14 protein-coding genes are annotated in these 23,474 nt (G+C 40.6%); 10 read left to right on the top strand and 4 right to left on the bottom strand.

Annotated elements, in window-relative coordinates; genetic code table 11:
* Window positions 1–49: 49 nt before the first annotated feature.
* The gene (locus ACTB00_RS00820) at window positions 50–1,567 is read right to left on the bottom strand and encodes a GH3 auxin-responsive promoter family protein (protein WP_463298049.1); all 1,518 of its coding nucleotides are present in this window, start codon (window positions 1,565–1,567) and stop codon (window positions 50–52) included.
* Between the two features lie 183 nt (window positions 1,568–1,750).
* Here ACTB00_RS00820 and ACTB00_RS00815 point away from each other — a divergent pair, with 183 nt between their 5' ends.
* The 5 genes from ACTB00_RS00815 to ACTB00_RS00795 all read left to right on the top strand — a co-directional run bounded on the left by ACTB00_RS00815 (window position 1,751) and on the right by ACTB00_RS00795 (window position 7,340).
* Window positions 1,751–2,290, top strand: a complete 540-nt coding sequence (locus tag ACTB00_RS00815; protein WP_463298048.1) for a CvpA family protein — start codon at window positions 1,751–1,753, stop codon at window positions 2,288–2,290.
* On the top strand, window positions 2,271–3,296 hold the full coding sequence (locus ACTB00_RS00810) for a DUF3667 domain-containing protein (RefSeq protein ID WP_463298047.1): 1,026 nt from the start codon (window positions 2,271–2,273) through the stop codon (window positions 3,294–3,296). The genes ACTB00_RS00815 and ACTB00_RS00810 overlap by 20 nt, the downstream gene beginning before the upstream one ends.
* Before the next feature lie 259 nt (window positions 3,297–3,555).
* Window positions 3,556–4,848, top strand: coding sequence for a tyrosine--tRNA ligase (tyrS, locus tag ACTB00_RS00805; RefSeq protein WP_463298046.1), 1,293 nt, complete (start codon window positions 3,556–3,558; stop codon window positions 4,846–4,848).
* Window positions 4,849–4,916: 68 nt separating this feature from the next.
* Window positions 4,917–5,870, top strand: a complete 954-nt coding sequence (locus tag ACTB00_RS00800) for a Wzz/FepE/Etk N-terminal domain-containing protein (RefSeq protein ID WP_463298045.1) — start codon at window positions 4,917–4,919, stop codon at window positions 5,868–5,870.
* A 3-nt stretch (window positions 5,871–5,873) separates the two neighbouring features.
* Window positions 5,874–7,340 carry an O-antigen ligase family protein gene (locus ACTB00_RS00795; protein WP_463298044.1) on the top strand — a complete coding sequence of 489 codons (1,467 nt, stop codon included), beginning with the start codon at window positions 5,874–5,876 and terminating at the stop codon, window positions 7,338–7,340.
* Window positions 7,341–7,387: 47 nt separating this feature from the next.
* Here the strand turns inward: ACTB00_RS00795 and efp are convergent, their stop codons facing one another.
* From efp to tsaB, 3 genes are all read right to left on the bottom strand, one after another.
* Window positions 7,388–7,957, bottom strand: coding sequence for an elongation factor P (gene efp, locus ACTB00_RS00790; protein ID WP_463298043.1), 570 nt, complete (start codon window positions 7,955–7,957; stop codon window positions 7,388–7,390).
* A gap of 98 nt (window positions 7,958–8,055) precedes the next feature.
* The gene (locus ACTB00_RS00785; protein ID WP_463298042.1) at window positions 8,056–8,787 is read right to left on the bottom strand and encodes a DUF3108 domain-containing protein; all 732 of its coding nucleotides are present in this window, start codon (window positions 8,785–8,787) and stop codon (window positions 8,056–8,058) included.
* Window positions 8,784–9,497, bottom strand: a complete 714-nt coding sequence (tsaB, locus tag ACTB00_RS00780) for a tRNA (adenosine(37)-N6)-threonylcarbamoyltransferase complex dimerization subunit type 1 TsaB (RefSeq protein WP_463298041.1) — start codon at window positions 9,495–9,497, stop codon at window positions 8,784–8,786. Before tsaB ends, ACTB00_RS00785 begins: the two co-directional genes overlap by 4 nt.
* Window positions 9,498–9,657: 160 nt before the next feature.
* Here tsaB and ACTB00_RS00775 point away from each other — a divergent pair, with 160 nt between their 5' ends.
* The 5 genes from ACTB00_RS00775 to ACTB00_RS00755 all read left to right on the top strand — a co-directional run bounded on the left by ACTB00_RS00775 (window position 9,658) and on the right by ACTB00_RS00755 (window position 23,466).
* Entirely contained in the window at window positions 9,658–10,413 is a 756-nt protein-coding gene (locus ACTB00_RS00775) for a LytR/AlgR family response regulator transcription factor (protein ID WP_463298040.1), read from the top strand.
* Between the two features lie 204 nt (window positions 10,414–10,617).
* Window positions 10,618–19,287, top strand: a complete 8,670-nt coding sequence (locus ACTB00_RS00770; RefSeq protein WP_463298039.1) for a DUF2341 domain-containing protein — start codon at window positions 10,618–10,620, stop codon at window positions 19,285–19,287.
* A 61-nt stretch (window positions 19,288–19,348) separates the two neighbouring features.
* Window positions 19,349–20,338 carry a hypothetical protein gene (locus tag ACTB00_RS00765; protein ID WP_463298038.1) on the top strand — a complete coding sequence of 330 codons (990 nt, stop codon included), beginning with the start codon at window positions 19,349–19,351 and terminating at the stop codon, window positions 20,336–20,338.
* A gap of 165 nt (window positions 20,339–20,503) precedes the next feature.
* Complete coding sequence (locus ACTB00_RS00760; RefSeq protein ID WP_463298037.1) at window positions 20,504–22,396, top strand: T9SS type B sorting domain-containing protein; 1,893 nt, start codon at window positions 20,504–20,506, stop codon at window positions 22,394–22,396.
* A gap of 134 nt (window positions 22,397–22,530) precedes the next feature.
* Window positions 22,531–23,466, top strand: a complete 936-nt coding sequence (locus tag ACTB00_RS00755) for a PorP/SprF family type IX secretion system membrane protein (RefSeq protein ID WP_463298036.1) — start codon at window positions 22,531–22,533, stop codon at window positions 23,464–23,466.
* Window positions 23,467–23,474 lie beyond the last annotated feature (8 nt).

Raw genomic sequence — 23,474 nt, 5'->3', positions numbered from 1 at the left:
AGTAATTCGAATACAAATTTAATGGAGCTTACTGAATACGCCCTATAAATTACAATCTTTTTTGGAGCTCAATAAGCTCATCCAGGTATTTCCGGTTATTGGCCAATCGAGGAATTTTATTCTGTCCACCAACTTTCCCGCGTTGTTTCATCCATTCGTAAAACAGCCCGTCTTTGGCAACTACCAAATGTGGTTTTTCCAGGGTCAGATTTTTGTGTCGTTTGGCTTCGTAGTCCGAGTTAAGCGTTTTTAAGGCATCGTCCATTACCTCCATGAAATAGTCAAAATCTTCTGGCTTTTGCTCAAATTCAATGATCCATTCGTGTGCCCCTTTTTGGTCACCTTTCATAAAAACAGGGCCGGCAGTGTATTCCTTTATATTGGCTCCGGTGCGTTCGGTTGCAATGTTCAAAGCTTGCTCGGCATTGTCAACAATTACCTCTTCGCCAAAAGCATTGATGAAGTGTTTGGTGCGTCCGGTAATTTTTATTTTGAATGGTTTTTTCGATGTAAATTGAACTGTGTCGCCAATAACGTAGCGCCACAGCCCGCCGTTTGTGCTAATTACCAAAGCATAGTTTTGTCCCAACTCAACTTCCGAAAGATTTAGGGCTTTCGGATGATCTTCCTGAAAGTTTTCCATCGGTATAAACTCGTAATAAATTCCGTAATCCAGCATCAGTAACATGTCGCTGCTTTCCGGGTCGTCTTGAATAGCAAAAAAACCTTCGGAGGCGTTGTAGGTTTCCATGTAATTCATGGATTTCGAAGGAATGATATTTTGATATTGTTCGCGATAAGGATCAAAATTGATTCCGCCATGAATGAACACTTCCAGGTTGGGCCACACTTCCAAAATATTGTTTTTCCCGGTATGTTCGAGTACTTTTTTCAGGAGCACCAAATACCACGAAGGCACACCTGCCAGCGAGGTTACGTTTTCATCAAGGGACTCTTCAATAATTTTGGCTACCTTTTCTTCAAATTCTTCAATCAGCGCAACCTCAACTGATGGAGTCCGAATGAACTCAGACCAAAAGGGAGTGTTTTCAATCAGGATTGCTGACAAATCACCAAAATAAGATTTATTGCTGAAGTTATTTACACGGTGACTTCCTCCCAGAGTTAGCGTCTTCCCGTATAAAACGCCCGAGTCAGGATTGTTCTTGAGGTATAAGGCAAAAACGTCTTTGGCTCCTCTAAAGTGTACATCTTCCAACGATTGCTTGCTTACCGGAATGAACTTACTTTTATCGTTGGTGGTGCCCGATGATTTGGCAAACCATTTTATTTCGCCCGGCCAGAGCAGGTTTTTTTCTCCCAGCCGAAGTCGTTCAATATAAGGGGCAAAATCTTCGTAGTGGCGGATCGGGACTCGCTCCTTAAATTCCCTCTCAGAGCTGATGCTTTTGAAGTCATATTGTTTCCCGATCTCTGTATCACGCGCTTCCTTTATTAAATCAAAGAAGACTTCCAATTGGGCGTCGATAGGGTGTTTTTTGAAAAGGTCAATTTGATAGATTCGTTTGAAATTTATCCAGTTTATGATCGAATTAAGAATAGGCATTTTTATTTTTTATATGATTTAACAAATATGTTTGTTTTCGGTTTCCAAGCCAGCCAAATTTATCTTTTTTGAATGAGACTACCTATGAACTGCCAGCCAAAAATATTTTTCTATTTTTACTGAAAATATTGTTTGCTGAAAAAGGTAAACCTTAGATCAAACAAACGACTAAAAAACAAACTGGTGAATTACATTGATATCGTTTTAGGTGTTTTGCTGATATTTGCCGCGGTTCGTGGTTTCTCGAAAGGTTTTGTTGCAGAGCTGGCTTCGCTGGCAGCTTTAATCCTCGGTGTTTGGGGGGCTATCCACTTTTCGCAGTTTACCGCCGAGTTTATCGTTGAAACCTTTAATTACGATTCGAAACATCTCGGGCTGATTGCATTTTTAGTCACATTTGTTGTCATTGTTATTCTGATTCATTTGGTTGGGAAAGCTGTTGAAACGATTATTTCAGCCGTAGCTCTTGGCTTTATTAATCGGTTGGCCGGCATTTTGTTTGGTGTCATAAAATCGGCCTTTATCATAAGTGTACTCCTTCTGATCCTTGATGAGGTTGATGAAAATGTTGGAATTCTTCCGAAGGACGTCAAGGACAATTCACAGATGTATGAGCCGGTAAAAAATCTGGTGCCGACAATTCTTCCATTCCTGAATTTTGATGCAATTGACCAGGATCTTTTCAAACGTAAAAATCATCTCCGTGAAAAAAGAGTGGTTTAGAAAAAATCAACCTTCATTTGATGAACTTGAAGAACATGCATGCCCAAACTGTTCGCATGAATTCAAAGGATTCTATTGTCCCAATTGTGGACAGTCTGATTCTGAATTTAATCGTCCGTTTGGTTTCGTGTTTTATGATTTTCTTGGCAATTTCGTCTCTTTTGATACCCGGTTTTTACGGACTTTTCGCGATCTGGTTTTTAGGCCGGGATTCCTGACATTGGAATTTTTCAGAGGGCATCGTGCGCGATATGCACCACCTTTTCGGGTTTATATTTTCTTAAGTTTTGTACTTTTTCTGTTACTTCAATTACTTACAAATCAGGGTTTGAATACAGCGCTCGATTATGAGTTAGCTGATAATGATCAAATTGTTCTTGCAGATTCACTCATTCAGGAAAACGTTGACAGCTTGGATGTTGGTCAGTTTATTGAAACTGAAGATTCGACGGAGATTGCTGAGTTTAAGCTCAACTATTCAGACCTGTTAAACCAACAGACGATTCATGGTAAGCTTCGGAATCTTGCCGATCAATTGGAAGAAGGGGTGAGGGAAACCGAGGATCCTGTAAAAAGAACCAAATTGCTTAATTTAGTTCATCTGCTTCGGTCTCCGGAGAGTTTGGTTTCCAGAATTTTAAAATACCTGTCCTATGCATTTTTCGTTTTATTGCCGGTTTTTGGCTTGTTGCTGAAATTGTTCTATGTCCGGCAAAAAGTATTCTACATTCGGCACCTGATTTTTTCGGTACACATTCACGCTTTTATGTTTTCTCTGCTTAGTCTGGTTGTTGCCATTAACTTAATTTTTTCATGGGAAGTGGCTTCCTGGTCCTTGTGGTTGTTAGCATTCGTTCCTGTTTATATCTATCTCGCGTTGAGGAACTTTTATCGTCAGCCTTATGTCAAAACCTTTATTAAGTTTCTGTTGCTTGGGGTGGTTTATAATCTTATTTTACAATTTGCGCTAGTCTGCATATTTATCAGTGCCTTGGGAGTTCTATAATCAACTGATTTCTTGAAAATATTAGCCAGATTCGTTAACCCTTAATGGTTCATTTTTATATCTTTGCCGAGATTTTTGCAATTAGTTAGCGTCCTGCGGATTTCTCACTTTTGAGTTTCCGAATGAATCGCTTTTCGAATATGATAATAACAGACCCAAAATAATACAGATGAAACGAGCACGTTTAGTCAAAGCACAAAAGGTAATGATTAACGTACGAGTTCCATATGATACCTTATAAATAAACAATTTTAATCATATGAACTTTGTTGAAGAATTACGTTGGCGCGGAATGCTCCACGATATGATGCCCGGAACAGAAGAACAACTGCAGAAAGAAATGACAACAGCTTATGTTGGTTTTGATCCGACAGCAGATTCGTTGCACATTGGAAGTTTAGCTCCAATTATGCTATTGAAGCGTTTTCAAATGGCTGGGCACAAACCCCTTGCTTTGGTCGGGGGTGCTACTGGTATGATTGGCGATCCGTCGGGAAAGTCGCATGAGCGAAATTTGCTAAACGAAGAGACTTTGCAGAAGAACCTTGACGGAATCAAAAAGCAATTATCGAAGTTCTTGGATTTTGAAAGTGACGTCGAGAATCAGGCTGTTATGGTCAATAATTTCGATTGGATGAAAGAGATTAGTTTCCTTGAATTTATTCGCGATATTGGCAAGCACATTACCGTTAATTACATGATGGCTAAAGAGTCAGTAAAGAAACGTTTAAATCCGGACGCTAAAACCGGTATGTCTTTCACCGAATTCACCTATCAGCTCGTGCAGGGATTCGACTTTTATTGGTTGCATCAGAATATGGATTGTAAGTTGCAGATGGGAGGATCAGATCAGTGGGGGAATATTACAACCGGGACTGAACTGATTCGGAGAAAATCTGGCGGAGAAGCTTATGCGTTAACGATTCCATTGATTAAGAAAGCGGACGGTAGTAAATTTGGTAAAACCGAAAGTGGCAACGTGTGGCTGGATGCCAAATTGACTTCACCCTATAAATTCTATCAATTTTGGTTAAATACCACCGATGAAGATGCCGAATCTTACATCAAAATTTTTACCCTTCTTGATAAGGTGGAAATTGATGCGTTGATTGCCAGCCACAAGGAAGCTCCACACATGCGTGAACTTCAGAAGAAATTAGCCGAGGAAGTTACGGTGATGGTGCATTCGAGCGAGGATTATGAAATGGCAGTTGAAGCATCGCAGATTTTGTTTGGTCGTGGGACTGCCGAAAACCTTAAAAAGCTTGATGAGCAAACTTTTCTGGCTGTTTTTGATGGTGTCCCTCAGTTCGCCGTTTCAAAAGCCGAACTAGACTCAGGTGTTAATGTGGTTGATTTGCTAGCCGATAAGGTTGCTGTTTTTCCTTCGAAAGGTGAATTGCGCCGGACAATTAAAGGGAATGGATTGAGCATCAATAAAGAAAAAATATCTGATCAGGAATTAGTGGTAAGTGCTGATCATCTGATTGGAAATAAGTATGTTCTGGTTCAAAAAGGGAAGAAGAACTACTACTTACTAATTGCCGAATAAATATTGGTGGACTGATAATAATATATCCTGAATTCCGTTCAAAAATAACGACCAAACAATCTCACTTTATGAAAAGCTTTTTTGATAACCAGAGTCTTTTTACTGTTATCTGGAAATGGAAACAACATCTCATCATTGTTGGAGTCATTACTATTATAGCGTCTGCAGTATTTTCTTCGCCGTATTTTATAACACCATTGTTTCAGTCACAAGCCAGGGTATATCCAACGAATACCCAGTCTTATTCAGAGGAATCGGAGAGTGAACAAATGTTGGAAGTTTTTAATTCTACCGATATCAAGCGGCAGATTGTCGATGCATTTGAGTTGACCTCACGTTATGGCATTAAGGAAGATGATCCTTATTTCCGAACTAAAATACTAAAAAAATATGACGATCGGATTGAATGTAAAAAGACAGAATATGAGTCGATTGAACTGATGGCGCGGGATGCAGATCCACAAATTGCCAGTAATATAGTGGATTCATTGGTTGCTTTTTACAACCGCAAAATATTGTTTTTACGCCAACAAAAGGCATTTGAAGAAGCCTTCTCCTATCAAAATGACCTAGTGCGTAAAAAGAAAGAGATTGATCGGGTTTCTTCGGAAATGGAAAGCTTGAGAAAGGAGTATGGTTTGCTTGATTATGAGATTCAGACAGAGCAAGTAACAATGGGGTATATGACAGCTCTTGCCGAAGGAGCCAACAGAACTGCGGTCAATGATATTAAAGATCTGATGACTAATCTTGAGAAAAAAGGAGGACAGTTCTTTTTGTTACAACGGGAACTTGAAGCATTGGAGATTCAGCGTGATACGATAAATCGACGATATGATAAGGCGATAGCAATAGCAGAAAAAGAAGAGACCTACACCATGGTTGTTGAAGAACCATTTCCTGCTGATAAGAAGTCATACCCGACTCGCTGGCTGATTGTTTTGGTAAGCTTAATTGCCGTTGAGTTTTTGGCATTGCTTACTGTTTTTAGTTTAGAGGGAATTAAATCTTCAAAGCAGTAAATTTTGCTCAGTAAACATTATAAAATTATTCTGTTTTACGTTGTTTCAGCTTTATTTTTAGCATTCAACATTTATTTTGTCGTACAACAGGAAACCCTGCTAGCAAGCATTTTACCCCTTGTGTTGGCCATCGTTTTCATTGCTATTGTCCGGTTGGATAGCTTGTTGTTATTGGTCACTTTTTTTACTCCGATATCCTTGCCCTTGCACGATTTGGTTGAAGGGTTGCCGTTTGATATGTTTCTTCCCACAGAGCCATTGTTATTTGGTATACTGATTTTGTTTTTATTTAAACTGGCTGAACGGCAGAGTTTTGAAAAGGATATTCTAACACATCCAATTTCGCTTGCACTGTACTTTTATTTGGGCTGGATGCTGATTACCGCTGTAACCAGCACCATGCCAATTGTGTCGCTCAAATTTTGGTTATCCAAACTTTGGTTTTTGGGCGCATTCTATTTCATGGGTATTCTTCTTTTTCGCAATACGAAGAATATCTATCGGTTTGTTGGATTGTATTGCGGAGCTTTTGTGATCGTTATTTTTTATGCTTGGGCGCGTCATTTTGCTTTTGGATTTCATAACGATCAGGCGGCGCACTTTGTTATGAACCCTTTTTATAAAGATCATACCTCTTATGGAGCCATGCTCGCTTTCTTTATCCCGATTTTGATTGGATTAACATTCTCAAAATCATATCGAAATGGCTATCGTCTCCTTTCGGGCTGTGGGTTGTTATTGTTTACGATTGCTTTAATTTTGTCGTACACACGTGCTGCCTGGCTGAGTTTAGTACTAGGAGGGGTGGTTTGGCTGGTCATTAAGTTGAAGTTACGGTTTAGGCCACTGTTTATTACAGGCCTGTCTGTTGTTGCGATTGTGCTTGTTTTTCAGACTCAGATATTAATGTTTCTTGAACGAAATAATCAGGAATCGTCAGCCGATCTGGCAACGCACCTTTCGTCGATGACCAATGTAACAACCGATGCATCTAACCTGGAGCGAATCAATCGGTGGAGTTCCGCTTTGCAAATGTTTGAGGAAAAGCCCGTGTTTGGTTGGGGGCCAGGAACTTACATGTTTCAGTATGCACCATTTCAACTAACGAAAAACCGAACGATTATTAGCACTAATTCAGCAGACCGGGGGAATGCGCATAGCGAATATTTGGGGCCACTTGCTGAGTCCGGTTTTTTAGGTGCAGTCAGTTTTATTTTGTTGGTAGTCGTTATTTTGTATGTTGGAGTTCATGCATATACGCGATCGTCGAAAAAGGAGCATCGAATGATCATCTTATCTGCGATTATTGGGTTGGTGACCTATCTCGTTCATGGCTTTTTAAATAATTTTCTGGATACCGACAAGGCATCCATTCCATTCTGGGGATTTGTTGCAATACTTGTAGTTTTTGATTTACAATCGAAATTGGAACAGAAGAGGAACTTGCCTAAGAAAAAATTACAGGTATAAAAAAAGCCCGGATTCCCGGGCTTTACAGTATCAAATAAAAATCTGTTTTATTTCTTTACACGTTCGCTGTAACTGCGTTCGCGAGTGTCAATCTTAATTACGTCGTTTTCGTTGATGAAAAGTGGAACCATAATTTCAGCTCCGGTTTCCACTGTTGCCGGTTTTAAAGCAGTTGAGCTTGCCGTGTTTCCTTTTTCACCTGGAATCGTCTGAGTAACCTCTAGTTCTACAGAGGCTGGCAGCTCGGCAGTAAGTGGAGTTTCGATTTCTGTTTGGAAATTGACTTCGATTATTTGTCCTTCCTTCATCAAATCAGAATTTTCGATCAAGTCCGGATCCAATGAAATTTGCTCGAACGTCTCGGTGTGCATGAAGTTGAATCCCATGTCGTCTTTGTATAAATATTGATAGGGTCTTCTTTCAACCCGAACAACATCAACTTTAACACCTGCATTGAACGTATTTTCAATGACTTTACCGGTTTTTACATTTTTCAACTTTGTGCGAACAAATGCCGCGCCTTTTCCTGGCTTAACATGTTGAAACTGCACAATGGTGAAAATCTGACCATTGTATTCAATTGTCAATCCGTTTCTAAAATCTGAAGTACTTGCCATATCTTTGATATATAATGAATTACAAAAATTTTGTGCAAAAGTAGTTAATTTCTGCCTAAAAACGGTAATTTCTGATGTAATCCAATTGCGTTCGTGTGTTATTCAATCTGCTCAACACCATTGATTTTGTATGAATCCAGTTCACATTTTAATGAACCCACTTTTAAATCGAATTCTAATAGTACCGGTATTCTTGCTTTGTCGTTGGTGATGTAGAACTTTAGTCCGCTGTTGCTGTTCAACACTTTTCCTTTGTCAATTCGAGGTTGAATAATATGGCATTGTTTTTCACCTAGGGAAGATTTTATTTTTGTTTTTCCGAGGTATTTCACACGCATCCAGAAAAACTTATCGGCATGAAAAACAGGTATCGAAAACTCTTCGCCACCATCAAACTCATCCAGGTAGGGGGTGTTTCTCATGTAATAAAATGAGGTTACAAAATCGATTGTAGTGGGTGGTACTTCGTGCGCCCCGGACTTTAAGGAGTACAAAGAGTCTTTCTCAGGAAAGAAATAGGCTTCGTTATACCATTCGTAATCACCTTCCTGAATATCGCGGATAGCCATATAGGGCTGATAGGTTGCCGGATTAACAAAGCTTTCATAAACGTCGTGCACTTTAAACAAAAAGTCGGTAACCCCAACTGTGTTGCCGTCCAGTAGTAAGTGAATAGCTTCTTTCCCTTGATAAGTTGTGTCTTGAACACTCAAAGTTGCTTCCCCGCCTCGGAAAAAACCATACTTCATATGGTATTTTAATTCTTCCTTGGGCTGGGCTGATGCAAAGACCCAGGCGGTTAAAAAAATAAATATCAATTTTAATTTCATTGTTTCAAGATGTTCTTTTTGGGTTTGCCTGCAATGAAGTCTTTTAGGTAAAAAGGCTCGAAGTAGGCAACATCCACAAAATCATTATTTTCATATGCTTCTTGAGACAAAGAACACATAAACTGTGCCGAAGTTTTTATGTTATCAATAAATATGGCATTGGGATGATCAATTGCTGATTGGCATTTGGCTGAACCGTTTCCAAAAAAAGCGATTGGGTGTTTTTCCAATAAATTATGGAACGATTCACGATCTATGATCGCAGCTGAGACGGATTCAATCGGCTGATGTTCTTGATTGTATAGCGCTGTGTAAACTTCCATGCGCCGGGCATCAATCATCGGGCAAAAAAGCAGATTGTCAGCTTTGTTGAGTTTGTATTTTTTGAGGTTTGAACTGACATGATGACTCATCGACTGTAGAGGACTGACTGCAATTAATGGTATTTGGTTAGCATAGCATAGTCCTTTGGCCAGTGATACTCCGATTCGAAGACCTGTATAGGAGCCCGGACCTTTGCTGACTGCAATCGCATTAAGTTGCCGATAGGTAAGCTGGTTTCGTCGCAATAGCTCATCGGTAAAAACGCTTAACTTTTGGGCATGGTTTTGTCCTTCGTGACTTTCAATATAGTCGATCATTTGTCCATTTTCAGCAATCGATACGCTGCAAACTTCAGTCGATGATTCCAAGTTCAGTATTCGAGTCATTATCTTGATATTTAGCTGCAAAAATAAGATATAAACAGAATAACAAGTAAAAATCAGTAAAGATTATTGAAGCGTATTTTTTTGTTAAAAAGTAATCGGAGGGAAACTTCTGTTAAGTTTCTATTTTTTATTAGTTTTAGGTGATTTTTAATACGATAGCATGTATAGAGCTGCAATTATTGATGATGATCAGTTAGCCCGACGAGTCTTGTTTCGAATACTTGATCAGCATTTCTCTGATATTGAAATTGTTGGAGAGGCCAATTCTGTCGAAAGTGGCGTCGATTTGATTATCAAGGAAGCTCCCGATTTGGTTTTTCTGGACATTGAGATGCCAGATGGAACTGGATTTGATTTGATAGAAAAGCTTCCGACTGTAAATTTCAAACTGGTTTTTACGACTTCATACAGTGATTATGCAATCACTGCATTCAAATATTCTGCCTTTGACTATATTTTAAAGCCCGTTTTAGTTGAGAATGTCAAAGCAACTATTCAGCGGATTAGTGAAATTCCGGTGCTTAGTGAAAAACATCGTGTTGAGGTATTGAAACAAAGTATTGAGAAGAAGGAAGATAGTTCGCATGTGACGATCGCTCTGCCCGAAATGAATGGATTTGCCATTATCAAAGTCAATAATATTATTCGTTGCGAGGGCGAGCGTAACTATACCCGGGTATTTTACCAAAATGAGACTTCGGTGCTAATCAGTCGTACCTTATTAGAGTTTGACCAATTACTTGTGCCGCACGGATTCTGTCGTATACATCGTTCGCATTTGGTCAATTTGAAATATGTTAATCGGTATTTAAAAACCGATGGTGGAATGGTGGAATTGGCTGATAAATCGCAGTTACGGGTCTCCCCAAAATACAAAGAAGAATTGCTTGATAAATTACTACATAACCGCCTGTAAATTTGTTGATAGCCCTTTTGATTCGGTGTAATGGCCCTTTTGAGAGTTGAAGGTCGTCGTTCGGTAATTTAGAAGTGTTCTTGAATTATAAAATATTATATTTGTCAGCGGATTTGAGAGACGGGATTTACTGAATGATAGAATGATGCGAGAAATGGGTGAGTGTCGTTCAGAGGTAACAACAGAGGTAAAAAATTGAGGCGAATGATAAACCCGCAAAATAGATATCGGTTATTCTTTATTCTAGCTAGATATATTTTCTCTTCAAGAAGTTCCAGTTCGGGGCAGCGGTGTAGTTGTGTGCTGTCGGAATTCAAAATTACAATTGTCATTTTTTCTTTTTTTTTATTTGGTGCTATCCTGAATAGTGAAGCACAAACTACCACCATTTGGCAAGAAGATTTCACCTATTCTGATGGTACTATTACAGGCGAAGGAAGTCCGTCAGGAGTTGCAAGTTGGACTGCTGAAGGATATAATGGAAATTCAGGGATTACTGTTTATAATAATGCGTTGTTAGCAACTCGTTCCAGTAGTGGGAATCGCGATACATGGGAGACAGACTTGTCAATTGATATTTCAGCTTATGCCGATGTTGAAATTTCATTAGATGTATTCGGTTTTGGAGATATGGAATCATCTGATTACTTGAGGGTCTATTATAATTTAGACAATACTGGATGGCAGTTTTTTTCCAACAATGGTAATTTGAATGATAATAACTGGAGCCCAGTTGTTGCCTCTCAAACGGGTTTAAATGGAACATCGTTGAGTATTCGGATTGTAATGGTCAATAGTTCCACTGATGAGTATTATTATGCAGATAATATTGTTGTAACAGGAACTCCTCCATGCACTGCTATCGGAGACCCTTCTATTTTTGGTGACAGTCAATGGAATGTTTACGCTTATAATGGAGATGACATTGATTTAAATGGACTTTCCTACCGTGGCTATTATACAGAATCGAGTTTAACATTTGATTCCAGGAACCGCTGGGATGGCGCCACTTCTCCTTCGAATGCTTCGGGATACCTGGGATGTACAGTTGACAACAATAACCATACAGTCGTTTATAAACGCACAAACTTCAGCTGTGGAACATATCAAATTGATGTTACCGGGCATGATGATGGAGCGAGGTTATACATTGATGGGAGTCAAGTTTGGGAACATATTGGATGTTGTGATTCACACACAAATGTATGGACCGGTTTGTTGGATAGTAATTCCACTGTTGAGTTTCGAGTTGAAGAACAAGCGGGGCAATCATCTGGTGCGTTGGTTTTTACCTCAGTTGAGACGAGTTTGGGGGCTGATTTTTCAGCGAGTCCTACCACCGTCAATGCTGGAGTTAGTGTTTCATTTTCTGATTTGTCTTCTGGAAGTCCGAATTCTTACCTGTGGTCGTTTCCTGGAGGAGACCCTTCTTCAAGCACATCGCAAAATCCAACTGTAACTTATAATGCTGGAGGAACTTATGATGTTTCGCTTACCATTTCGGATGATTGTGGTGAAGATACTCAAACAAAAACAGGTTATATTACAGTGGCTAGTGTTATACCATCGGTTTCTCTAAGTATTGACAATCCTTCGATTTTGGAAAACGGAGGAGAAGCAGTTATAACTGCTACATTAAGTAACGCCTATAGCCAAGCTGTAACCATTTATCTTGATTTTAGTGGAACCGCTGCAAATAGTTCAGATTATTCAAAGACTTCGAATTCAATTGAGATACCGGCAGGAAGTTTGAGTGGGACAGTAACGATAACCGGTATTGACGACTGCTATGTGGAGGGGGATGAAACTATATTGGTTGATGTGTCAAGTGTAACTAACGGTACTGAAAGTGGAAATCAGCAAGTAACTACCTCGATTATCGATGATGATTTTTATCCCACCATTACGCTTTCGGCTAACAATAGTTCAATTCCGGAAGATGGCGGATCATCCATTGTAACTGCCACATTAAGTAATACTTTTTGTGCCGACATTACAATTTATTTCAACTATAGTGGAAGTGCTGTTCATCCAAATGATTATAGTAACCCTACTTATTCAGTATTAATTCCGTCAGGTTCACTTACTGAGGAGGTTGCAATTACAAGTGTGAATGATTACCTCGTTGAATCTGATGAAACAGTTATTGTAAGTGTTGGGTCAACAAATATTGCAGGAATCTCAACAAGCGTTACCCCAACCACGATTACAATCAACGACGATGATTCTTATTCAATAACAGTTAGTCCGACCAGTGGGCTGATCACTACAGAAGACGGTGGAACTGCTACATTTACGGTTGTACTCAATGCGATTACTTACAATGATGTAACGATAAGCTTAACATCAGATGATATTTCTGAAGGAACAGCTAGCCCGTCGAGTTTAACATTTACACCATCTAATTATAACGTACCACAAACAGTTACAATAAATGGGATTGATGATGGAAGTAATGATGGTGATGTGAATTATAGCATTATTACTTCCGCTGCAAGTTCTTTCGACAATAATTTTAATGGATCCAATCCGCAAGATCTTTCGGTTACTAATATTGACAATGAAATTGTCGTTGATGAATGTAATTTCTCGTTAACTGCAACAACGAATACAGTTGAATGTCAGAACTCCATAAACGGAACAATTGACTTAACTGTTCCATATCCTATTCAGTTTAATGATCCCGATTATATTGACTTAGGTAACATGTTAATGTCAAACCTATCTCAATTTACGTTGGAAGGATGGATTAAAGTAGATTTATCGACGATTGGTTCCCGAATCAGCTTGTTTGGGCAAAACGATGCCATTGAATTTGGTTTTGAAAATGCATCGAGCTTGGGGTGTTGGACTCCATGGGGAGGAAGTGTCTCAACAAATGCGTATCCCGCAGATAACGGCTGGCATCATGTAGCTGCAGTTGGCGATGGGAATTCAATAACATTGTATATTGATGGTGCGGTTGTTACCACTGGCGGCAATACCACAGGTAATTATGGTACATCCACTTATACTTCAAAAATTGGAGCTGGTGTTTGGGATCCATCCGGAGGTAGTTTTCCTGGTCAAATGATTAAAGTAGGTTTCTGGAACTCCGCATTAAGTCCCGGAGAAATCGGAAACCTCGCTTCTGGATTCTATCAGTATACGGGGTCAGAATCCGGATTGTTAGCAGGGTTTAATTTTTATGAAGGATCAGGTACAGCTCTGACATCAGTGCCGGCGGGAAATGATGGAACTTTTTCAGGCTCGCCGACTTGGCAGGATGATTACTCCTATTTATGGACAAAATCCGGTGATACCGGTTTTTCTGCAACAACACAAGATTTGTCCGGAGTCGAGCCCGGAACATATACTGTCGTTGTTTCAAATACTTCAATGGGCTGTGCGAGTAATGGTAGTTGGACTATTGATTATAGCGACACAACTGATCCAACTGCCGTTTGCCAGGATATAACAATTGCTCTTGATAATTCGGGTAACGCCACAATCACTCCATCTCAAGTTGATAGTGGGAGCAATGATAACTGTACTCCTTCAGGTAGTCTGGGTTTGAGCCTGGATGTGAGTTCCTTTACATGTTCCGATTTGGGCGATAATACCGTTACGCTGACGGTAACGGACGAGAGTGGGAATGTCACTACCTGTAGTTCGGTGGTCTCTGTTGTTGATACGGAAGCTCCAACTGCTATTTGCCAGGATATTTCCGTAACCATCGGTGCCGGCGGTCAGGCAACAGTTGCCGCAGCAGATGTTGACAATGGGAGTATGGATAATTGTACTTCTTCCGGTAATTTAATAGTCAAGATTGATGGACAAGATCAGCTAACTTTTGATTGTACAAATGTTGGTGGTAACACGGTTACGCTTTCTGTTGAAGACGAATCCGGAAATTCCAGTACATGTCAGGCACAAGTTACCATTGTGAATGCAGCACCGTCGTTTTCTTCATGTCCTGCGGATATCTCTGTTGATCTTACAAGTGCAGATGTCGGTGGATATTGGCAATACCGTAAACCGATTACGATAACGAATTCAGGAAGCACCTTAACGGACTATCAGGTTCGTGTTGACGTGCCTATGGAGACCGGTAAGATGAATGCGGATTTCTCCGATATTAGGTTTCGTGATTCTGATGGATCTACGTCCCTGTCTTTTTGGCTTGAACAGCAAGACGGTTCAACTGCCGTTTTTTGGGTGAACGTTCCAAGCATCGGCGCGTCTAAAACGATCTACCTTCTTTATGGAAACTCTGTTGCAACATCAGCCAGCAACAGTTCAAATACCTTCATCTATTTTGATGATATGAATACGGCATCTGGTTGGGCAGACGTTGCTAATGGTGGATCGGTAACCACAAATAGCTCGGTTTTTGGGTATAATGTTCTGGTCAAGCAAGATAATGACGATCCAAGTGGAGGTCAAAAAAGTATTGGCACAACGATCTCCGATTTCAAATTAATTACCAGAGAGCAAAGAGCTTCTACAGGACCAGGTGGAGCTTCGAACGGTGGAGCAATGGATCGCTATGGACTGGAGGATGGTTCGGGAAATGGTTACACCCTAACTCGAAATGCAGATGTATCGTCAACTGGAACATTTGGCTTTGAGCGTCGTACTAATGGATCTGCGTCAGGCGGTAGTGCAAGCAATGTCTCTCAGCCACGAGATAACTGGTATATTACAGAGTTAGAGAAAAATGGATCGGCATTCGTTGCCAATATTTATGAAGATAATCATAGTAACCTGCTTGGTTCGGAGTATGGAACTGATCCAACCTACAATACATTTACACACTTGGCTGTTCGTGGAGGCCATTTTTATTACATCGATTGGATGGCTGTTGCAAAAAGTGCTCCTACAGAGCCCTCTTTGAGCTTTGGGACTGAGGAGGTGCTTGGTGTTGCGTCTTGCGAGAAAGATGTAACTGTTCCGCTTCCTTCTGTTTCCGACGATTCTGGAACGTTTACACTAACAAACGATTTTAATGGTGGCTCAGATGCATCGGGAACCTATCCTGTTGGAACGACAACCGTCACTTTTACTGCAACTGATCCATGTGGCGAAACAGCAACCTGTTCACTTGATGTGACTGTAAATGATAAAATAGACCCGATAATTGCTTGTGATGGCGACATCACTGCAGAAGCTACCGACAATCCACTAACCATTCCTAAGCCTTCGTTTGACGACAATTGCAGTGAGGCAGTGCTTACAAATGATTTTAATAACGGAACTGATGATGCCAGTGGAGATTATCCAATTGGTACTACTACTGTTGTCTGGACAGTTACTGATGTTGCCGGTAATACTGCTACTTGTAGTTTTGATGTCACCATCAATGAAGTTTGCGCCATTAGTGATGTGAGCTATACCCCAGTAACTTGTGCCGGAGATGATGATGCTTCTATCCAAATCACAGCAACCGGCTATGGTCAGCTTAGTTACAGTATTGATGGTGGTGAAAATTTTCAAACTGGCAATACATTTTCTGACTTGGCACCGGGAACTTATGACGTCCAGATATCTGATGAATCAGGTTGTACTACGACATGGCCAACTCCAATTATTATTTATGAGGCCAATGATTTTTCAGTGAGTAGCTCAGTTACCGACGTCAGTTGCTTTGGTAATTCGGATGGAGCCATTGACGCCACTTTAAATTCGTATCTAACACAATCAATTTATTTTGACGGTTCGGACGATTATATCGCATTGAATCAAAGTTATTCCGGCACATCTGCTATTCCTGAACTAACGGTCTGTGCCTGGGTAAAATGTGATCCGGGAGATGGGGGCTGGTCGGTGCTTGATTTAGATCGTTCTGAATATTTTAATGTTTCGCTTGGTGGAACAAACCGATCTGGCAGCACGGTTGAGTTTGCTACGAATTCTGATTTGGGTGGTGGAATTGATGATATGGTCGGAACAGTCGATGTGAAAGATGGACAATGGCACCACATCGCTGCAGTTTACGACGGAGCCGATAAATATCTCTATGTTGACGGTGTGCTTGATAGTCAAAAAAGCAATCCCCACAACGGGCAACCATTGGGAAGTAATCAAACCCGATATGGTTTTATTGGCGATGGCTCCGAAGCTTCAAGTTATGATGCTAGTAGGAATAATACATACTACAAGGGATGGATTGCTCAGGTAGATTTGTGGGAGCGTGTATTGACCGCTGATGAGATTAAGCAGCGTATGCATTCAGAATTGGCCGGTTCCGAAACAAGTTTAGCGGGCAACTGGTCGATGGAGGAAGGCACCGGAACTTCTGTAAGCCCTCAGGGAACGATGTTTAACGGACCAAGCTGGACCGACGATATTCCATATTCTTATTCATGGACAAAGCAAGGTGATGGATCGTTTTCTGCCAACACATTAGATATCTCAGGATTATCAGCCGGAACCTACAATTTAACAGTAACATTTGATGGAGCCTGTGTTAAAACGGCATCGGTAGAAGTTACTGAACCTGACGAATTAGTGGTTACTCCAACAATTAGCCAGATTAGTTGTGATGGCTTAACTGATGGAGCCATTGACATTACTGTGTCAGGAGGAACAGAGTCCTATACTTTTGAATGGTCAACCCTGGATGGAAGTGGGCTGGTTTCAACGGATGAAGATCAGACCGAACTTGGAGTTGGAACTTACGACGTGACAGTAACGGATGCCAACAGCTGTGTTGCCAACGGAAGTTATACCATTACTCAACCATCGGTTTATAGCGTAATTATTTCAGATCAAGCCGATCCTTCAACCTGTGGTGGAAATGATGGTGTCATTGAGTTGACTTTGACCAATGTGCCTGATGGACTGTATGATATTACATACGATGGCGGAACTTTCACGGGAGTATCTGTGTCCGGCGAACTGGCAACAATAAGCGATTTGTCTGCCGGAGCTTACAATAATCTGCGTCTGACTGTTGTAACTTGTGTGACTTCGGATGATCCGGATGTAGTTTTGACTGACCCTCCAACGCCGGACATAGCTGAATTGTCGCTTGCCTTTTCGGGAGGCAATGATGTTTGCTTAGATGCTGCGGCTACGATTGACGTCACATCTTCTTCACTTGCCGATGGAACTTATACAGTGACTTACGATTTAAGTGCTCCAAACGAATCAACCGACGAAACGGCAACACTGACGTTTGCTTCCGGATCGGGTTCTTTTACGACGGTTGCACTGTCCAATACCGGAACAACAAGCCTTTCAATTGCAGCTATCGAGTCGAATGGATGTTCGGTTGCTGTTTCTGCCAGTGTTGATCTGCCGGTTGATATCACTCCTCCGGTTATTGGCACTTGCCCTGCGGATGCTTCTGCCACTTGTGTGGAAAATATTGAAGCGGGAGTGACTAGCTACGAAGATTTTTCCCTGATAGGAACCGTATCAGATAATTGCACGAGTGAAACAAATTTGACCGTTGAATTTTCGGATGTTACCGATAAAAAGGATGAAACCAACAGTTGTGAAGTAAAACGGACTTATACGATAACTGATGAAGCCGGAAACTCGCAAACTTGCACACAAACCTTCACAATTACGGATTCAACGCCACCTGTTATTCAGGATTGTCCTAATGACATTTTTGATTTTGCGGATAGTAATTGTGAGAAAATAATGAGCATTATTGCGCCAAGTAGTTTCTCCGATGGTTGTGGTTTTGGCAATATTACTGTTTATCATGAATATACGATTGAATCTATAACTGTAAATGGAACCGGAGATCTTGTTGATGTGGCATTCCCCAAAGGAACGACAGTAGTTAGCTGGAGTTTTGAAGACGAATGCGGAAACATTGGAACTTGTGAAACCGAGGTTACAATCAATGACGTTACGGAACCAACCGCAAGCACTCCGGCTAATCAGGATTTGGATGCCGCACGCGGTTGTTCTGTTTTAATCCCCGACTACTCCTCCTTATTAACTGACTTATCCGACAATTGCGACCCTTCACCAAGTATCACTCAGGAGCCATTCATTGGCACTGAGGTTTTTGCTGATACCGATATTGAACTGGTTTTTACCGATGCGTCGGGTAATAAAGATTCGGTCATTTTTACTGCGGTTTTAACTAATCTCGCACCGTTAACAATATCTGGAATGACATACGATGGAGGGCAGTCGGGAACGGGAGCAGTGGGATCGGGGCAAAAACCATTTATCACGTCAACCCACACTTACGTGGTTGATGCAACAGAACCGAATCCTGAAAATTACACGTACACCTGGTTGGTTTTGGATCAGTCGGGTACGGATGTAACGCCTTCAATTTCTTTTAATAATACAGATCAAACGAGCGGGGATATTCTTTTTGAAGAAACTTCTGTAACTAGTGGAAACACCTACACCATTCGGGTGATTAAGGAACAAATTAACGGCAACTGTTCTGCTGTTTTCGAGTTTGATGTTGACGTGCAGGAAACGAATTTCAACTCAGGAGTGAGCCCATTAGGTGATACCTGTCAGGATGGTGGAACGGGAACTACAACAGTCGTTTTTTGGGACATTGACTTTACAGGTGGTGTTGAACCGTATGCGTTTGATTTTACGGTTTCGGATGGTACCGATGGATGCACGGGCAGCGTATCCAATTTATATACAAGCGATGCCCAGTCAATAAGTACTTCGGAGAGTTGTGATGGGACCTATGTTGTGTCAATTACGAAAACTTCTGGAGATGCTGCGGTGCAAGTTGCCTTTATTTTTACCAACCAGGCTGCAGTTGATAAGGATTTTAACCTGACCATTGATTCAGCAACGGATAATTTCAGCATTACCAAACAAACAACCAATACCGACGAAGATGATGATGTAATATTTTGGGGAGTGCCAAACACCTCAGAGATTACAACGGACTAATATATAGATAATTGAAAATGAAGTTTATAAAAATTAAATGTTAACCTTAAATTTTACTAAAATGAAAAAGTTATTTACGTTATTAAGCCTATTTGTATTAATAGGCATGAGTGCAAATGTTTTTGCACAAACATTTGATCAAACTACTACTATCAACTCCACGCGGCCATACTATGTAAATAGTTCTGATGGGTCGGCTGAGGATTTGCCAGGGCATACAGGAAGTACTTACCAATGGTCTGTCTATGATTATCAATCTGATTTTTTAACTGTTTCAAGTTTAACAGCTGCGGCAGGCACTGATTACTCTTTTGGTGCAGGATCAGATGAAACATTTAAAGCTCAGATAACTTGGCTTGCAGCGGGAAATTATGTTGTGGAAGTTGTTGAAACAAGTTCGAATAGTTGTACCACAACTAGAAGATTTAGTGTTCAAATCATTGAACTTGACTTGCTCGTTCAAACTTATGATCATGAGACTACTCCGAATCTTCTTGATGCAGATTTCACAACTTGTAATACGAATTCAGGAGATATATGGGGAACTGATAATGCAGAAGACCTAAATGACGAGTCGCTCAATACTATGAAATTCACCTATAAAGTATCACTTTATACTAAAAAAGCAGGTACTGCTTCCGACGAGATTATGGATTCTTTCACCAGTGCAAGTTGGAAATTTGCTGTTAGCAATGCATCGAATACAAAGCCAACTACTACAGAGGCGAATATAACCTGGGCAATACCAACTCAAACTGGAGTTACCGGAAGTATTGATGCTAATGGCGACGGTAATATTACAGCTACTGGCGTATCTGAAGTGACGATAGAAGTAACAGTGCAGAATGTTGCAGATGCCCCGGATGAAAACTATGTTTTAGATTTTGACATTGAACCATCATCGGTTGTAGTTGATTTGAATGGAGATAGTGATTTCAGCGAAGGAACAGAGCCTACCGGTTTTGATGGCACAGATGGATCTCATACAAACTCCGCTTTCCAGATTACAGTTAATCCAATTCCAAATACAAATAATATTAAATCTAACTAGTATAAATAAAGGATACCGCTGGCTAAATAGCCAGCGGTATTTTCTATGAAAAAGGGGATTTGGATATTAGTTCTTTCTCTTTTCTGTCTAATTACGGGGGTAATTAAATCAATTGGTCAAGCGACTTATTTAACAAGTCAAGAAATTTCTTTAGAAGTTGATCAGGTGGACGGGAATGAATATTTGTGGGGTGTTTATATGGACCAACGTGCATCCAACCCAGCAAATCAGGATAGCTATGTTTTTAAATTACCTCAAAATTCAAATAAAACTCAATTGGTGTTTACAGATGCAGGGACTTACTATTTGATTGTATTCGAAACAAATTCCTATGGTTGCTCAACAGGCCGAGCTATTGAGTTGAATATATTACAAGCGAATCTCGGTTTCTCAGTCGCGAATTCAACTACATCGCAGTGTTACGAGGAGACTGACAATTCGATTACTGTAGATGTCTCTTTTGATGATGGGAGCGGAAATTCATGGAATGAGGATCGTTTCCCGGCTGAAGTTTCTTATGCTGTAAATGGCGTTCAGCAACCCATTCAAACGGTTGAATATTCGAGCCAGCAATTGCAGGTTAGCCACAATTTGTTTTCGGCAAGTCCCAATGTGAATACGACAGTTACAATTACCTTATTAGAAATTACCGATGCTTTGGGAATTACTGCAGAGGCCGAAGCAGGGCGAAATACGCAGACAACGACGATTCAGCCAGCGCCAAGCATCGATTTTGATACCGATCCGATTCAAACGATGGAAGGAACAATTGCGTCCTATTTCGCAACCGGGTCAGCTGCTTATACGTACCATTGGTCGATACAAAAACCAGGAGGTACAATTCTGGAGTTAAGCTCCGAAACAACTGCGACTGAAGAAATTGACTGGAACCAACCGGGCATTCATGTTTTAAGTGTTGAAGCGACTAATGCAGCGGGCTGTCAGTCCGAAACTTTGTCAAAAACGATCACTGTTATTTCCAACGACAATTTACCGGTTGCCTATATCGCAGCCGATACAGTGTTGGCTGGAAGTTGCTTGCCGGTTCAGATAGATGCAAGCAGCAGCTATGGCCAGCAACCGATTCAATACCAATGGGAGCCGACTACTTATTTAGATGACGCCCAAAGTTCCACGCCTGAATTTACGGCAGGGCAGTCGACAAATTATGTGTTAACGGTTACGGATTCGAATGGTTTTTCAGCTAAAGACACCGTTTTTGTGCAAGTGGCAAGTTCACCTGAAGTCGTTATGGACAGGCAGGTGTTTGTAAATAGCCCTACCGATGTGATTATGCTCGACGCTTCATCCAGCCTAGGCGAGGATTTATCCTTTAACTGGTGGTCCGAAGGCGATGAGTTGATTATTAACGGAGCACAATCTGCTACTCCACAAATATCAGGAATGGGGACTTATTATTTGGAGATCTCTGATCAGTTTGGTTGTTCCGTTTTAGATTCGGTGAATGTCGGATTGCTAATTCAAGTGACCGCGTTTAATGATACTGCGGGTGTTCTCGTGAATACTTTTGCTGATATCAACGTCTTACGAAATGATATGCCTCAAGGGCAGCTAGACCCTGAGTCGGTGACCATTGTAATGCCTCCTGATCATGGTGTTGCTATTGTTTCGTCCGATTCAATAATCACTTACACGCCCGATCAATACTATGTGGGGCAGGATAATTTCATTTATGCAGTCTGCGATTTTTCGAATCAGTGCGATGAAGCCACCGTATTGGTGATGATAACCGATGATGAATTGTTTGCGCCGAACGCATTTTCTCCCAATGGAGACGGTATCAACGATTATTTCGAGATAAAAGGAATTGGTCAGTACGAACAGGTGAGTATGAAAATATTTAACCGATGGGGAAATCTGGTTTACCAATCTGCAAACTATGGAATGGGAATTAGTCGCGATGGCTTTTGGGATGGTACTGCCAATAAAGGGATACGAACCGGAAGTGGGCAGGTACCGGCAGGAACCTATTACTACATTCTTGATTTGGGAGTAGGGAATGAGAAAATTAATGGATACATCTATGTGGAACGGTAGAAGATATAGGTTTCTGGAATTATCGTTGAAAGCATATCGAAGCGCAGGATGTATTTGTAACGTTTGTTTTGATGTTTAAAATTTTGATGAATAGATTAATTGTAATTTTGATCGCTTTGTAGTTCTATGTATTGATGAAGAAGATTTTTATTTATATCATTTTATTGTTGATTGTATCTTTTTTTCAGACGAAAAAAGGACGTGCACAGCAAGATCCGATGTATACGCAATACATGAATAACATCCTTTCGATAAATCCGGCCTATGCTGGTTCAGGCGATGTGCTAAGCATGATGGTTATGTCGCGTAATCAGTGGGTTGCTTTTGAAGGTGCACCGGTAACCCAAACATTTGTGGTGCACTCCCCAATTACAAGATTTCATATGGGATTGGGTTTTTCGTTATTGAGAGACCAGTTGGGGCCTATTTCTCAAACCGGCGCCTATTTCGATTATTCATACAGCATTGATTTCGATCGCGGAAGATATTTGTCGTTTGGCTTGAAAGGTGGCGTTAATTTTTATGAGGCAGGCCTTTCTGAATTGAAAACGGTTGACAACAATGACCCGATTTTTTCAAGCGATATCAATCAAAATCTTTTACCTAATGCAGGGATTGGAATTTACTATAATTCTGAGCGTTTCGTCGCAGGTCTGTCAGTTCCAAAGCTTATTCAAAACAAAATAAACAAGTATAATTTTTCTTCTGAATATTTAAGTAAAGAACAGATTCACTTATTCTTTCTGGCAGGATACGTGTTTGATATCAACAGAATTCTTAAATTTAAGCCTTATTTTTTAACAAAATATGTACAAAATGCACCGATCTCTTTTGATGTTACCACCCAGTTTTTATTTTACGATAGACTGTGGTTGGGGGCAATGTACCGGGTAGGAGATGCTTTTGGGGGAATGTTGCAGCTACAGATAACAAGTCAGTTGAAAGTTGGATATTCTTATGATGTAACAACAACTGATATAGCTGTTTACAATAATGGTACGCATGAGGTATTAGTAAGTTATGACTTTAACTTTGGACGTGGAAAGGTCAGATCGCCACGTTATTTCTAATTTTGAGT

The sequence above is a fragment of the Sunxiuqinia sp. genome (assembly GCF_055140945.1).
The sequence above is the reverse complement of the archived record's forward strand: the minus strand, read 5'-3'. Positions and strand labels throughout refer to the sequence as shown.

What these genes read in the sequence shown, in the direction of transcription:
- ACTB00_RS00820 (WP_463298049.1), bottom strand. Translation starts at nt 1,567, where the DNA reads ATGCCTATTCTTAATTCGATCATAAACTGGATAAATTTCAAACGAATC.
- tyrS (WP_463298046.1), top strand. Translation starts at nt 3,556, where the DNA reads ATGAACTTTGTTGAAGAATTACGTTGGCGCGGAATGCTCCACGATATG.
- ACTB00_RS00800 (WP_463298045.1), top strand. Translation starts at nt 4,917, where the DNA reads ATGAAAAGCTTTTTTGATAACCAGAGTCTTTTTACTGTTATCTGGAAA.
- efp (WP_463298043.1), bottom strand. Translation starts at nt 7,957, where the DNA reads ATGGCAAGTACTTCAGATTTTAGAAACGGATTGACAATTGAATACAAT.
- ACTB00_RS00785 (WP_463298042.1), bottom strand. Translation starts at nt 8,787, where the DNA reads ATGAAATTAAAATTGATATTTATTTTTTTAACCGCCTGGGTCTTTGCA.
- tsaB (WP_463298041.1), bottom strand. Translation starts at nt 9,497, where the DNA reads ATGACTCGAATACTGAACTTGGAATCATCGACTGAAGTTTGCAGCGTA.
- ACTB00_RS00775 (WP_463298040.1), top strand. Translation starts at nt 9,658, where the DNA reads ATGTATAGAGCTGCAATTATTGATGATGATCAGTTAGCCCGACGAGTC.
- ACTB00_RS00770 (WP_463298039.1), top strand. Translation starts at nt 10,618, where the DNA reads ATGATAAACCCGCAAAATAGATATCGGTTATTCTTTATTCTAGCTAGA.
- ACTB00_RS00765 (WP_463298038.1), top strand. Translation starts at nt 19,349, where the DNA reads ATGAAAAAGTTATTTACGTTATTAAGCCTATTTGTATTAATAGGCATG.
- ACTB00_RS00755 (WP_463298036.1), top strand. Translation starts at nt 22,531, where the DNA reads ATGAAGAAGATTTTTATTTATATCATTTTATTGTTGATTGTATCTTTT.